12 protein-coding genes are annotated in these 12,739 nt (G+C 71.7%); 6 read left to right on the top strand and 6 right to left on the bottom strand.

The features are described 5' to 3' along the window. Window positions 1-248: 248 nt before the first annotated feature. The gene (locus ACZ6WH_RS34770) at window positions 249-1,016 is read left to right on the top strand and encodes a glucose 1-dehydrogenase (protein ID WP_469733575.1); all 768 of its coding nucleotides are present in this window, start codon (window positions 249-251) and stop codon (window positions 1,014-1,016) included. A gap of 79 nt (window positions 1,017-1,095) precedes the next feature. After that, window positions 1,096-1,509, top strand: a complete 414-nt coding sequence (locus ACZ6WH_RS34765) for a (R)-mandelonitrile lyase (RefSeq protein ID WP_469733573.1) — start codon at window positions 1,096-1,098, stop codon at window positions 1,507-1,509. 41 nt (window positions 1,510-1,550) lie between these two features. Here ACZ6WH_RS34765 and ACZ6WH_RS34760 read toward each other — a convergent pair whose 3' ends face one another. The 4 genes from ACZ6WH_RS34760 to ACZ6WH_RS34745 all read right to left on the bottom strand — a co-directional run bounded on the left by ACZ6WH_RS34760 (window position 1,551) and on the right by ACZ6WH_RS34745 (window position 6,930). Continuing rightward, window positions 1,551-2,795, bottom strand: a complete 1,245-nt coding sequence (locus ACZ6WH_RS34760) for a CaiB/BaiF CoA transferase family protein (protein ID WP_469733571.1) — start codon at window positions 2,793-2,795, stop codon at window positions 1,551-1,553. Beyond that, a complete protein-coding gene (locus tag ACZ6WH_RS34755) occupies window positions 2,788-4,440 on the bottom strand; it encodes an acyl-CoA dehydrogenase family protein (RefSeq protein WP_469733569.1) in 1,653 nt (550 codons plus the stop codon). Before ACZ6WH_RS34755 ends, ACZ6WH_RS34760 begins: the two co-directional genes overlap by 8 nt. A gap of 59 nt (window positions 4,441-4,499) precedes the next feature. Then, window positions 4,500-5,816, bottom strand: coding sequence for an MFS transporter (locus tag ACZ6WH_RS34750; RefSeq protein WP_469733567.1), 1,317 nt, complete (start codon window positions 5,814-5,816; stop codon window positions 4,500-4,502). 169 nt (window positions 5,817-5,985) lie between these two features. Then, window positions 5,986-6,930 (bottom strand): LysR substrate-binding domain-containing protein, encoded by a 945-nt coding sequence (locus tag ACZ6WH_RS34745; RefSeq protein WP_469733565.1) that lies wholly within the window; start codon window positions 6,928-6,930, stop codon window positions 5,986-5,988. A 147-nt stretch (window positions 6,931-7,077) separates the two neighbouring features. On the opposite strand from ACZ6WH_RS34745, the gene ACZ6WH_RS34740 reads away from it, so the two are divergent. Beyond that, window positions 7,078-8,079: an NAD-dependent epimerase/dehydratase family protein gene (locus ACZ6WH_RS34740; protein ID WP_469733563.1), complete on the top strand. Its 1,002-nt coding sequence runs from the start codon at window positions 7,078-7,080 to the stop codon at window positions 8,077-8,079. 111 nt (window positions 8,080-8,190) lie between these two features. On the opposite strand, the gene ACZ6WH_RS34735 is transcribed toward ACZ6WH_RS34740, so the two are convergent. After that, window positions 8,191-9,303 carry a sensor histidine kinase gene (locus ACZ6WH_RS34735; protein WP_469733561.1) on the bottom strand — a complete coding sequence of 371 codons (1,113 nt, stop codon included), beginning with the start codon at window positions 9,301-9,303 and terminating at the stop codon, window positions 8,191-8,193. Window positions 9,304-9,305: 2 nt separating this feature from the next. Beyond that, window positions 9,306-10,190, bottom strand: coding sequence for a response regulator transcription factor (locus ACZ6WH_RS34730; protein WP_469733559.1), 885 nt, complete (start codon window positions 10,188-10,190; stop codon window positions 9,306-9,308). A 114-nt stretch (window positions 10,191-10,304) separates the two neighbouring features. Here ACZ6WH_RS34730 and ACZ6WH_RS34725 point away from each other — a divergent pair, with 114 nt between their 5' ends. From ACZ6WH_RS34725 to ACZ6WH_RS34715, 3 genes are read left to right on the top strand one after another with little or no spacing between them, the layout of a single operon-like run. Beyond that, window positions 10,305-11,039 carry a glycosyltransferase family 2 protein gene (locus ACZ6WH_RS34725; RefSeq protein WP_469733557.1) on the top strand — a complete coding sequence of 245 codons (735 nt, stop codon included), beginning with the start codon at window positions 10,305-10,307 and terminating at the stop codon, window positions 11,037-11,039. After that, window positions 11,036-11,650 (top strand): TIGR04282 family arsenosugar biosynthesis glycosyltransferase, encoded by a 615-nt coding sequence (locus tag ACZ6WH_RS34720; protein WP_469733555.1) that lies wholly within the window; start codon window positions 11,036-11,038, stop codon window positions 11,648-11,650. The genes ACZ6WH_RS34725 and ACZ6WH_RS34720 overlap by 4 nt, the downstream gene beginning before the upstream one ends. Beyond that, the gene (locus ACZ6WH_RS34715; RefSeq protein WP_469733553.1) at window positions 11,650-12,459 is read left to right on the top strand and encodes a methyltransferase domain-containing protein; all 810 of its coding nucleotides are present in this window, start codon (window positions 11,650-11,652) and stop codon (window positions 12,457-12,459) included. Before ACZ6WH_RS34720 ends, ACZ6WH_RS34715 begins: the two co-directional genes overlap by 1 nt. The last annotated feature ends 280 nt before the right edge of the window (window positions 12,460-12,739 follow it).

Raw genomic sequence — 12,739 nt, 5'->3', positions numbered from 1 at the left:
GTCGGGGTCCCTGGGGCTGACGGGGCCCGCGCTCGTCGGCGCCGTCTCCGCCGCTCTCACCCTGCTGCCGCTCGTCGCCCTCGCCGCACTCGGCACGTCCCACGCAACGCGAGTCGTTGCCCAGCGCACCACCGCGGCTCACACCCGGGGCGACGAAGCCGTACCGGCACCGGCTCAGCACTGAATCCCGTACCGCTCGCACCGCTCTTGTCGACCGCTCGCACCGCTCTTGTTGGGAGAAAGACCGCATGAACCCGACGTACGACTTCACCGGCCAGGTTGCCTTCGTCACCGGCGCCGGCTCCGGGATGGGTCTCGCCACCGCCCGTGCCTTCGCACATGCAGGTGCCGCCGTGACCCTCACCGACATCGACGAGGACGCGGTGGGCGCGGCAGCGAAGCAGCTCACCGACGAGGGGCATCAAGCGCTCGCCCTCGCCTGTGAGGTCACCGACGAGGAGCAGATCGCCGCGGCCGTCGACCGCACGGTGGAGGTCTTCGGCCGCCTGGACATGGCCTACAACAACGCCGGAATCCAGATCCCGCCGTCCGACGCCGCCGACGAGGAGGCTTCTGTCTTCGACAAGGTCAACGCCGTTAACCTGCGCGGTATTTGGGCCAGCATGAAGCACGAACTGCGGCACATGCGGGACCGGGGGAGTGGCGCCATCGTCAACTGCTCCTCCCTCGGCGGCCTGGTCGGCATTCCCGGCCGTGCCTCGTACCACGCCGCCAAGCACGGTGTGATCGGCCTGACCGGCAGTGCGGCACTCGAATACGCCCCGCGCGGCATCCGCATCAACGCGGTGTGCCCCGGCACCATCGACACCCCCATGGTCAGCGACATGATCGCCAAAGGGGAGCTCGACCGCGCCGAGGCCGAAGCCAATCAGCCCATCAACCGCCTCGGGACCGCAGAGGAAATCGCCCAGGCGGTCCTGTGGCTGTGCAGCCCCGGCGCCGGCTTCGTCATCGGCGTCGCACTCCCCGTCGACGGCGGCTACGTCGCCCAATAGCCGGCGAGTAGCGGACATCCCCAGCCGCCAGTTCCCCCCAGTACCACCCCCAGCACCTCCGCGTGACAAGGAGACCACCATGGAGCACATCACCTCGACCCCCACGGCCAAGGCGCCGGCCGAGCGGTTCACCGGCGACGTCTACCTCAACATGATCGAGGCCCCGGCCGAGCCCGCCCGCCTGGCCGCCGCCCTGGTCCGCTTCACCCCGGGCGCCCGCACCAACTGGCACCGGCACGCCAACGGCCAGACTCTCTACATCACCGACGGCATCGGCCTGGTCGGCACTCGCGACGGCGAGGTCGTACGCGTGAGCGCAGGCGAGATCGTGCAGTGCCCGGCCGGCGAGGAACACTGGCACGGCGCCACCGACACCACGCTCATGGCCCACCTCGCCATGGTCGTCGGCGACGGTGCCGGCGACGGCACCACCTGGCTGGAGCCCGTCACCGACGAGCAGTACACCCAGGCGCTCTCCACGCTCAACCACTGATCCGCGCGGCAGGGGGCGACGGCCTGGTGCCCTCAGGATCGTTAGGACCGGTGCGGTTGCTCGGGCCGCTCGGGCCGGTCGGGCTGCTCGGGGTGCGTGGATGTGCCGAGGAGGCGGGCGATGTGTTCCTCGCCGTAGCCGAGTTCGGTGAGGATGTCGTGGCTGTGCTGGCCGAGGAGGGGTGGGGCGGTGCGTACCGGCGGGCGGGTGCCGCGGAAGCTGACGGGGAATGCGACCTGTTCCAGAGGGCCCACGTCCGGGTGGTCGACCTTTTGCACCATGTCCAGAGCGGCGGTCTGCGGGCAGTCGTACACCTCGTCGAGGGTGCGGATGGGCGCGACGGGGACGCCCAGCGGTTTGAGGAGGCCGCACCAGTGGGCGACCGGTTTGTCGACGAGGACCGGCTCCAGCTTGGCGTTGAGGGCCGTGCGGTGTGCCACACGGTCGCGGTTGGTGGCGAAGCGCGCGTCGTCCGCCCACTCCGGGTGCCCGAGCGCGTCGACCAGCCGGCGGAAGAGAGTGTCGTTGCCGACCGCGATCACGAAGTGGCCGTCGGCGGCCGGGTACGCCTGGTAGGGGACGAGGCTGGGATGGCCCGAGCCGAGGCGGGCGGGGCGCTCACCGGTCGCGAAGTATCCGGTGGCCCAGTTGATGTGCAGGGCGAGCTGGGACTCGTACAGGGATGTCGTGACGTACTGGCCCGCGCCGGTGCGCTCGCGCTCCACGAGCGCCGAGGTGACGCCGATGAGACCGAAGAGGGCGGCACCGAGGTCGCCCATCGCGTAGCCCGCCTTCACCGGCGGGCCGTCCGGCTCACCGGTGAGGGACATCAGGCCGGCCGAGGCCTGCGCCACCATGTCGTATCCGGGTTCGTCGCGCAGCGGTCCGGTGTCACCGAAGGCGGAGATGTGCAGGATGACGAGGCGCGGGTACTGCGCGCTGAGTGCCCGGTGGTCGAAGAGGCGGGCCAGCGAACTGCCAGGGCGGAAGTTCTCCACCAGCACGTCGGCGTCGGCGAGCATCCGGTGTACGGCCTCCTGGCCGGCCGCCGACTTGAGGTCGAGGGTCACCGAGCGTTTGTTGCGGTTGGCGGCCAGGTAGTACGTGGCGTCGGGTCCGTTGAAGGGCGGGCCCCAGGACCGGGTGGGGTCGCCACCGTCGGGGTGCTCGACCTTGATGACGTCCGCGCCGAGGTCGGCCAGCGACATGGTGACGTAGGGGCCCGCGAGGATCTTGGAGAGGTCGACGACCTTCATGCCCGCGAGCGGAGCGGGGTGCTCATGCATGGGCGGCATCCTTCAGCTCGGTGAGCGGGACGGGCCCGCCGTCCGCCAGCGCGGCGAAGTGGTCCAGGGCGGGGCGGGGCAGCGCGGCCGGGTCGTCGAGCAGGGCGCTGTAGGCGCGGGCGACGAGGAGGGCGCGGCCGTCATCGGTGGTGCGTGTCTCGTGGTCGGCCTGGTCGTGGAGGAGGGTCTCCATGACGGCACGGGTCAGCTCGTCGGCGTACCGGCCGATGAGCATTTCCTGTTCGTCCAGCGGGAGGTGGAGGAGGCTGTCGCCCTTCTCGCGCAGGCGCTCCCAGCGGTCCCGTGTGGCGGGGCGGTCGCCGTAGGTGTCGGCGAGGGCGGTGTGGGCGTTCTCGCGGCGCATGCAGCGCAGTACGTCGAGTGCGATGACGTTGGAGGAGCCCTCCCAGATGGAACCGAGGTGCGCGTCGCGCACGAGGCGGGGATTGACCCAGTCCTCGATGTAGCCGTTGCCGCCGCGGATTTCCATGGCCTCGCCGGTGACGCTGCGGGCCCGCTTGCACACGGTGTACTTGGCGAGGGGGGTCAGGACGCGGACCAGCGCGCGGGCGCCCTCGTCCCCGGCGTCGGTGGCGGTGAGCCGGGCGGCGGCCTCCAGGACGAGGTGCAGGGCGGCTTCCGTGTCGAGGATCGTCGGCAGCAAGGTGGCCCGCATCAGCGGTTGGTCGAAGAGCGGCTTGCCGAAGACCTGCCGGTCGCGGGTGTGGTCGATGGACTCGCGCACGGCGCGGCGCATCAGGGCGGTGGCGCGCATGGCGTTGGACAGCCGGGAGACGTTGAGCATCTCCGCCATCTGCCGGAATCCGCGGGTGAGTTCGCCGACCGGGGTCGCGTACGCGCCGTCGAGGGTCACCTCGCCGCTGGCGATGGAACGCGAGCCCAGCTTGTCCTTGAGACGGTCGATGCGGAGGGCGTTGCGGGTGCCGTCGGGGCGCAGCCGCGGTACGAGGAACATGCCGAGGCCGCGGGTGCCCTCGCCCTGGCCGGGGACGCGGGCGAGGGTGAGGATCACATCGGCGCTCGGGTTGGACGCGAACCACTTCTTGCCGGTCAGCGTCCAGTGCGTGCAGTGGTCGGTGGCGACGGTCTCGGTGCGGCCCACGTCGGTGCCACCCTGCTTCTCCGTCATGAACATCGCGCCGGTCTTCCGCAGCGCGGGGTCGGTGGACGACAGGGCGGCGATCTCGTCGGCATACCGCTCGGCGTCGAACAGGCGCAGGATTCGAGCGGCCGAGTCGGTCATGGACAGCGGGCAGGCCATGCCGAACTCGGACTGCACGTAGAGGTAGGACAGGGCGTACTTGACGGTGTGCGGGACCTTCGTGGGCCAGCCGAGGACGCCGGGGCGGTGCGACATCGCCGCGAGCCCGAAGCGCTCGTAGGCGATCGCGGCTGCCTTGTCGTGAGCGGGGTGGAAGGTGATTTCGTCGATGCGTGTGCCGTCGGGGGCGTACTGGACCAACCGGGGCGGGTTGGCGTCGGCGAGGGCGGCCTGCCGGTCGAGTTCGCCGGCGGCCAGCTCTCCCAGCTCGGCCAGCAGCGGTTCGACGCGGGCACGGTCATCGGCGGCCAGGACACGGTCGAGCAGCGGACGCAGGGCGGGGTCGCGGTCTGCGTAGTTCATGGCGGACACAGATGCTCCTCATCAAGCGGACTGACAAGCGGGGTGACCAAGGGGGCTGATCAAGCGGGCTGTGCGGTACGGGAGTTGCGCCCCGAGGCGGGGGCGGCGTCGCCGGTACGGGCGAGCAACGGCAGGACACCGGCGAGGGTGAGCGCGGTGTAGCCGAGGCCGAGGGCGACGACCGGCCAGATCGAGTCGAAGGCGGTGAGCAGGTACTGCGAGACGATGGGGGCGGTCCCCGCGAACAGCGTCGTGCACAGTTGGTACGACAGCGACATCCCGGTGTAGCGGACCTCGACGGGGAAGACACGGGCGAGGATGCCGGCGAGCGCCGCGTAGTACATGGCGTGCGGGAAGGTGGCGAGCCCCATGCCGAGGACGGTGAGCCAGAAGTTGCCGGTGCCGATGAGTACGAACATCAGCGGCAGCACGACGAACTCGGGCAGCAGCATCCACAACACGGCTTTCCGCACCGGCCACTTGCTCGCGAGGACGGCACCGAACGGCTGCACGATCACCTGCACGACGAGGGCGATGGAGATGACGGTGAGAAAGGAGGACCGGTCGAAGTCGAGGTCCGCTGTGGCCCAGGACAGCGCGAAGGTCGTCTTCACATAGGTGATGGCCACGCCGGCCGTACCGGCGATGACGCCGAGGAAGACGAGCAGTGGGAACCGGGTGAGCACGTCCTTGATGGGCAGCTTGACCGGCTTGTTGCGGGCGAGGGCCTCCTGCATCTCGGGCGTCTCGGCGAGCTTGAGCCGGATGAAGAGACCGACGGCGACGAGCACGGCAGAGAACAGGAACGGTACGCGCCACCCCCACGACTCGAAGGCGCTGTCCGGGAGTTGGGCAATGCCCAGGAAGGCGACTGTGGCGAGGAGGTTCCCGACCGGGGAGCCCTGCTGTGCGAAGGCGCCGTAGAGCAGCTTTCGGCCGGGCGGGGCGTACTCGGTGGCGATGAGCACGGCACCGCCCCATTCACCGCCCATCGCAACGCCCTGGATCATGCGCAGCAGGATGAGCAGGACGGGGGCGGCGGTGCCGATCTGGTCGTAGCCGGGCAGCAGGCCCACGCAGAAGGTGGCGCCGCCCATCATGGTGAGCGTCGTGACCAGGGCTTTCTTCCGGCCGTACGTGTCGCCGAGGTGCCCGAAGATCAGGCCGCCGAGGGGGCGGGCGAGAAAGCCGACCCAGAAGGTGGCGAAGGCGGCGAGGGTACCGACGGCCGGCGAGGCACCGGCGAAGAAGACCTTGCCGAGAACCAGCGCGGAGGCGGATCCGTAGATGTAGAAGTCGAACCACTCGATGGTGGTGCCGACGAAGGCGGTGACACCGGCGCGGCGGGCGTCGCGGGCTTGCACCTCGTGCTGCATGACGAGCGTCCTCTCGTAGCGGCAGATCCCGCTACGGAAGGCAGGGCGACTACGGTGATCGACCCTCGCCCCTTCGCGAGACATGGATCACTCTGCCTCGCGATATTAGGTGCTGTCCAAGACCAATAATGGGGTTGATTGAAACGCGATCGCGCACAATCGCCTGTGATCACCTGTCCTTAATCGTTCCCGTGTCGGTGTCCGTGTCCGTGTACGGCGCGGACGGCGGCGTCGGCAGTACCTCCTCCGCCACACGCAGCACCGCCTGCAACGCTGCCGAGGAGTTGCCGGTGCGCCACCCCAGGGCGATCGGCAACACCGGCACGTTGTCCCCGACGAGTGGCCGGAACACCACATGCTCCAAGTGAATACTGCAGGCCGACTCGACGACGACGGCTGCCCCGACGCCCGCGCCGACGAGAGCGAGCATGTTGTACGAGTCCGGGGCCTCCTGCGTGATCCGGGGTACGAACCCGGCGTCGTGGCATGCCTGCACCATCGCCTCGCGCACCGCCGACTCCCGCGAGCGCGGAAACGTGACGATGGGCTCGTTGGCGAGTTCGCTCACGTGCACCTCGGTGCGGTCGGCGAGCGGATGACTGTCCGGCAGGGCGAGCACGAGGCGCTCCATGCGTACGACGCGTGCGGTGATGCCGCGTCGCACCGGCAGCGCGACGAATCCGATGTCGAGGCTGCCGTCGGCGACCCGGCGCAGCGCCTCGCCGGAGTACGTCTGCCCTTCCAGGACCAACTCGATACCGGGGAGTTGCGAGGTGACCGCGCGCGTGAGCAGGGGCAGCGCCGAGTAGCTGCTGGCCCCGGCGAAGCCGACCGTGACCCGGCCGGCCTCGCCCAGATGGGTGGCGCGGACGGTACGGCGCACGGCGGAGGCGTCCGCGAGCAGTCGCCTGGCCGGTTCCACGAGGGCCTGGCCCGCCGGGGTGAGCCGCACGCTGCGAGTGGTGCGGTCGAACAGTTTGACCCCAAGGTCGCGTTCGAGGAATTTGATCTGCTGGCTTAGCGGTGACTGCGCGATGTGCAGACGCTCGGCGGCCCGCCCGAAGTGCAGCTCTTCGGCGACGGCGACGAATCCGGTGAGGTGTTTCAGGTCCACCGGCCCAAAATAGCCCGCAAGGAGGGGCCCGCAATGATTCGAGGTGCCACACCGCCCCGCGTGCGGGCCGGTGCATGGTCTTACGGATCGATGACGGGGCGGGCGTGGCCCTGCACCGCGGCAGGGGACTCGGCCTAGCGTGGCGGTATGCGAGTACTGGTCACCGGCGGTGCCGGGTTCATCGGGTCTCATGTCGTCGATGCGCTGATGGCGCACGGACACGAGCCCGTCGTGTTCGACGTGCGCGAGGACCCGGGCGCGGACGTGCGGGACCGGGAAGCGGTCGCGCGTGCGCTGCGCGGGGTCGACGCCGTGTGCCATCAGGCGGCGATGGTCGGACTCGGCAACGGCTTCGCGGACGCCGGTGAGTACGTCTCGCGCAATGACCTCGGCACCGCCGTCCTGCTCACCGCCATGGCGGACGCGGGCGTGCGGCGGCTCGTGCTGGCGGGGTCGATGGTGGTGTACGGAGAAGGGCGGTACTCCTGCGCCCGGCACGGGGCGGTGCGGCCGGGGCCGCGGGCGGCCGCCGATCTGGCCGCCGGACGGTTCGAGCCCACGTGCCCGGCGTGCGGCGCGGAGCTGAACTCCGAACTGGTGGGAGAGGACGCCCCGGTCGATCCCCGCAACGTGTACGCGACGACCAAACTCGCCCAGGAGCACCTGGCCGCCGCATGGGCCCGTGCCACGGACGGGACGGCGGTGTCGTTGCGGTACCACAACGTGTACGGCCCCCGGATGCCCCGCGACACCCCGTACGCGGGCGTGGCCTCCTTCTTCCGCTCGGCGCTGGCCCGTGGTGAGGCACCGCGGGTCTTCGAGGACGGCCGCCAGCGACGGGATTTCGTGCACGTGCGGGATGTGGCGGCGGCCAACGTGGCGGCGATGGAGACCGATGCCCCCGTGGGCGCCCTCACGGCGTACAACACCGGCAGCGGCGAGCCGCACACGGTCGGCGAGATGGCCCGGGAGCTGGCCGCTGCGTGTCGCGGCCCCGAGCCGGTGGTCACGGGAGAGTACCGCCTGGGGGACGTCCGCCACATCACGGCGGACTCGTCCCGGCTGCGGACCGCACTGGGCTGGAAGGCTCAGGTGGGATTCGCGGAGGGCATGCGGGAGTTCGCGCGGGCCGAACTGCGGGAGGGCTGAGCGCCGCACCGTTGGCGGAATAGGCCCCGCGCGGAGACGGCCCTGCCCGCCGAGAAGGCCCCGGCCGTTCAGCGGCCCCCCTCCAGGAGTCGAATCCAGGAGTCGAACGGCTCAGGCGTCGGCCGCGGGCAGCGTCACCTCGAAGCGGCAGCCGCCGGAGATGTTGGACACGGCCGCACGGCCCCGGTGGGCCTCGACGATGCCGCGGACGATGGCGAGGCCGAGGCCCGCGCCGGCGGGCGGGGTACGCGCGTGAGTGCCGCGCCAGCCGGTGTCGAAGACCCGGGGCAGGTCCTCCTCGGGAATGCCGCCGCAGCCGTCGGTGACCGACACGGTCACGCCGTCGGCGCACCGTTCGGTGGCGATCGCGACCGTGCCGTCGGCTGGGGTGCGCCGGATCGCGTTGAGGAGGAGGTTCCCCAGCACACGGCTCATCTCCTTGCCGTCCACCTCGACGGGTACCGGTTCGACCCGGTCGCCGACGAGCTTCACCCCGTGTTCACGGGCGAGCGGGTCGGCTCCGGCGAGGGCGTCGCCGACGAGGTCGTACAGGGAGACGCGGGAGAGGGAGAGGGTGAGGGAGCCCGCGTGAATGCGGGAGAGTTCGAAGAGGTCGCTCACCATGTCGTTGAGGCGCTCGACCTCGGCGCGGATCTGCCGCAGGTAGCGGTCCGGGTCGGCGGCCACCCCGTCCTCCAGCGCCTCGGTCATGGCGCGCAGGCCCGCGAGCGGGGTACGCAGGTCGTGCGAGATCCAGGCGACGAGTTCGCGCCGCGAGGTCTCCAGGGCGCGCTCACGGTCGCGGGATTCGGCGAGCTTGGCGCTGGTGTTGGCCAACTCCTCGCTCAGGGCGGCCAGTTCGGCGGTCACCGGGCCGGTGGGAGCCGCGAAGTCACCGCCGTCCCCGAAGGAGCGGGCGGCGAGCTGGAGGTCCCGGCTGCGGGCGACGACCCAGCGGCCCAGCAGCAGCGCGGTGGCCAGCGACACCACGGTGGCCATCGCGACGACCGTGGTGACGACGGTCAGGTCGTGCGGGGACAGGAACATCGCCCACGCGACCGCGAGAGTCCCGGCGAGCATCGCGGTCACGGTCACCGCGGCCACCACGGTGAGCGAGGCGGTGAGCGAGCGGCGGCGCAGCAGCCACAGCGCCCCCGCACCCAGGAGTCCGGCCGCGCCGGCGCCGAGGAAGGCGAACAGGGCGATGAGAAGGGTGTCGTGCACGGTTACTCCTCGCCGTCCGCGTCCGCGTCCGTGGCCGCGTCGCCGCTCCAGCGGGCATCGCCACCGTCGCGGGCATCGCCATCGCCCGGGGGCCCACCGTCTGGGGTCCCACCGTCCGGGGTCTCACTGTCCGGGGCCCCGGCCCCCGGATCGAAGCGGTAACCCACGCCCCACACGGTCTGGATCAGCCGGGGCCGGGCCGGGTCGTCCTCGATCTTGCCGCGCAGCCGGCGGACGTGGACGGTGACGGTCGACAGGTCGCCGAATTCCCAGCCCCACACGTCCCGCATCAGGTCCTCGCGGCTGCAGGCGCGGCCGGGGTTGCGAAGGAAGAACGAGAGCAGGTCGAACTCGCGGAGGGTGAGGGCGATGCCGGTGCCGTTCTTGGTGGCGCGGTGCGCGGCGGGGTCGAGGGTGAGCCCGGCCGCGCTCAGGGGACGCGTTTCCGCGCGGGAGTGTGTTTCGGTACGGGGCCGCGTACGGCGCAGGATCGACTCCACCCGCAGCACCAGTTCCCGCGGGCTGAACGGTTTGGTGACGTAGTCGTCGGCGCCCACCTCCAGCCCCATGATGCGGTCGTCCTCATCGCCGCGTGCGGTGAGCATGATGACCGGCACCGGGCCGCGTCCGCGCATCCGGCGGCACACCTCCAGCCCGTCCATGCCGGGCAGCATCAGGTCCAGTACCACCAGGTCCGGCCAGTGCGTCGCGGCACGGGTGAGCGCGGTGGGCCCGTCCTCGGCGCGGTCCACGACGTACCCGGCCCGGTCGAGATAGCCGACGACGACCTCGGCGACCGTGGGGTCGTCGTCGACGACGAGGACGCGGGTGTCCCCGGGCCCCTCGCCTGTCGGCCCGGCCGGCGTCGCGTACGGCAGCTGTTCCATACGGACAGCCTCGCACCCGTGTGCCGTCGCTGCTGGCCGCCAGGTGTCCGTCACCCTCGATGTCCGCGTTTCGTAAGGAGCCGGAGCCCGATATGCACTATTCGCGCTCGTAGGGTGAAAGCCGTGAAGATCTCTCCCACCCGGCCGGACGTCGATGTCGTCCTGCCCTGCCTGAACGAGGCCGAGGCCCTGCCCTGGGTGCTCGACCGTATCCCGCCCGGCTGGCGGGCCCTCGTCGTGGACAACGGCTCCACCGACGGATCGGCGGAGCTCGCCCGGGAACTCGGCGCCACCGTCGTCGACGAACCGCGGCGCGGATTCGGTGCCGCCTGCCACGCCGGGCTGACCGCCGCCACCGCCGACATCGTGTGCTTCTGCGACTGCGACGCCTCGCTCGACCCGGCGTTGCTCGTCCCCTTCGTCCAGGAGGTGCAGGCGGGCGAAGCCGACCTGGTGCTGGGCCGGCGAAGGCCGCAGGGCCGGGGCGCCTGGCCCCTGCACGCGCGGGCCGGAAACCTCGCGCTCGCGCGCATGCTGCGCCGCCGTACCGGGCTCCGCCTGCACGACCTGGGGCCGCTGCGCGCCGCCCGTCGTGCGCAGCTCCTCGCCCTCGGCCTCACCGACCGGCGCAGCGGCTACCCGCTCCAGATGGTGGTCCGCGCCGCCGACACCGGCTGGCGCGTCGCCGAGCACGACGTGCCGTACCTGCCGCGCAGTGGCGAATCGAAGGTCACCGGCACCTGGCGCGGCACCTGGCAGGCCGTCCGTGACATGCGTCGCGTCCTCGCCGAAGCACCGGCCGTGCCGGTGACGACCGCGGCATCCGTGCAAGGAGGCACCACTCGATGACCACCCTGCTCGTCATTGCCAAGGAGCCCCGGCCGGGACGTGTGAAGACGCGGCTGACGCCGCCGTTCACGCCCGCTGAGGCGGCGGCGCTCGCCGAGGCGGCGCTTGCGGACACGCTGTGTACCGTGGCCGCGGCACCCGCCGAGCGCCGCGTGCTGGTGCTCGACGGGAGTCCAGGGCCCTGGCTGCCGCCCGGCTTCGACCTCGTACCGCAGTGCGCGGGCGGCCTCGACCAGCGGCTGGCCGCAGCCTTCGCGGGCTGCGACGGACCGGCCCTGCTCATCGGCATGGACACACCGCAGGTGACACCGGACCTGCTGACCGTCGACTTCGCCGGTTACGACGCTTGCTTCGGTGCGGCCGAGGACGGCGGCTTCTGGGCACTGGGCCTGGCGTCCCCCGATCCCGGTCTCCTGCGTGGCGTCCCCATGTCGACGCCGGACACCGGCGCCGTGCAGCGCGAGCGGCTCGTCGCCGCCGGGCTGCGCGTCCGCGATCTGCCGTTGCTGCGCGACGTCGACACGGCGGCCGACGCGCAGACGGTCGCGGCGTCGGCGCCACACGGCCGCTTCGCCGCGGAACTGGCCCGGCTCCAGGCGGTCGCCGGCTGATGAACACCGCACACGAAGCGATAGCGCAGCACACCGCCGGGCGCCCCACCGTGGCCCCCTGGTCGGCCGACCCCTACGCCGACGCCCTGCGCGCCGGCCACGGTCCGCTCTTCCTCCGCCGTACCGACGGCTGGCTGCTGCCGTTGGAGGTGGAGCGGTGGTGCGCGCGCGCCGACGCCGTCGACCGGGGGGTCCTGGCCCGCTGCGAGGGTGCCGTACTCGATGTGGGGTGCGGGCCGGGGAGGCTCGTCGTGGAGCTCGCCGCCTCGGGGCGCGCGGCGCTCGGCATCGATGTCAGCGACGCCGCCGTCGCACACACCACCCGGCGCGGTGGGCAGGCGCTGCGGCGCTCCGTCTTCGAACCGCTGCCCGGCGAGGGCCGGTGGGGCACCGCCCTGCTGCTCGACGGAAACCTCGGCATCGGAGGCGACCCGCAGGCCCTGCTCGGACGGCTGGCCCGGCTTCTCCTCCCGGGCGGCCTGCTGATCGCCGAAACGGTTCCGGTGGACGTGGACGAGCTCGCCAGCGTCCGCATCGTGCGCACCGCCGACCTCACCGGCGCCGGCGGGGGCCGGGGCACCGCGGGTGTCCCGTTCCCCTGGGCCCGCCTCGGCACCCCGGCGCTGCTCCGGTACGCCAGCACGCACGGCTGGCGTACCGTCGATCAGTGGGCGGCCGGTGGGCGTGCTTTCGTCGCGCTGCGCAGCCGTAGCACCAGCAGCAACGCCGAGCCACCGAACAGTACGGCCGACACCAGCAACCAGCGCGCCAGGAAGCCGTCGCCCGGCAGCCCGGCGGCCGACCGGTAGCGTTCCGCCACCTGCCCGCTGATCAGTGGGAACCACACGAGCAGCAGCAGCGCCGAGAAGGCGGCCGGTACCCGTACGTACATGGTGCCCTGCCGGTGTCCGAGCGCGCCCAGCACGCGTACGACCGCGTGGTCCGCGGCGACGTACAGCGGCAGCAGTACCAGGTCGTGCACCAGGGCCGCGCCGGCGAACCACAGCGCCACCTGGAACCAGTCGTCCGCGAGCAGCCGCACCCCCGCGTACCCGGCGAGCGCGAACGAACAGGCCAGGAGCAGCAGTT

This window comes from Streptomyces sp. NPDC050806 (assembly GCF_055586425.1).
This window is presented reverse-complemented; position numbering and strand designations above follow the sequence as displayed.

Excerpts from the sequence above, each read along its gene's own strand:
- ACZ6WH_RS34770 (WP_469733575.1), top strand. The coding sequence starts at position 249 with ATGAACCCGACGTACGACTTCACCGGCCAGGTTGCCTTCGTCACCGGC.
- ACZ6WH_RS34765 (WP_469733573.1), top strand. The coding sequence starts at position 1,096 with ATGGAGCACATCACCTCGACCCCCACGGCCAAGGCGCCGGCCGAGCGG.
- ACZ6WH_RS34760 (WP_469733571.1), bottom strand. The coding sequence starts at position 2,795 with ATGCATGAGCACCCCGCTCCGCTCGCGGGCATGAAGGTCGTCGACCTC.
- ACZ6WH_RS34755 (WP_469733569.1), bottom strand. The coding sequence starts at position 4,440 with ATGAACTACGCAGACCGCGACCCCGCCCTGCGTCCGCTGCTCGACCGT.
- ACZ6WH_RS34750 (WP_469733567.1), bottom strand. The coding sequence starts at position 5,816 with ATGCAGCACGAGGTGCAAGCCCGCGACGCCCGCCGCGCCGGTGTCACC.
- ACZ6WH_RS34740 (WP_469733563.1), top strand. The coding sequence starts at position 7,078 with ATGCGAGTACTGGTCACCGGCGGTGCCGGGTTCATCGGGTCTCATGTC.
- ACZ6WH_RS34730 (WP_469733559.1), bottom strand. The coding sequence starts at position 10,190 with ATGGAACAGCTGCCGTACGCGACGCCGGCCGGGCCGACAGGCGAGGGG.
- ACZ6WH_RS34720 (WP_469733555.1), top strand. The coding sequence starts at position 11,036 with ATGACCACCCTGCTCGTCATTGCCAAGGAGCCCCGGCCGGGACGTGTG.
- ACZ6WH_RS34715 (WP_469733553.1), top strand. The coding sequence starts at position 11,650 with ATGAACACCGCACACGAAGCGATAGCGCAGCACACCGCCGGGCGCCCC.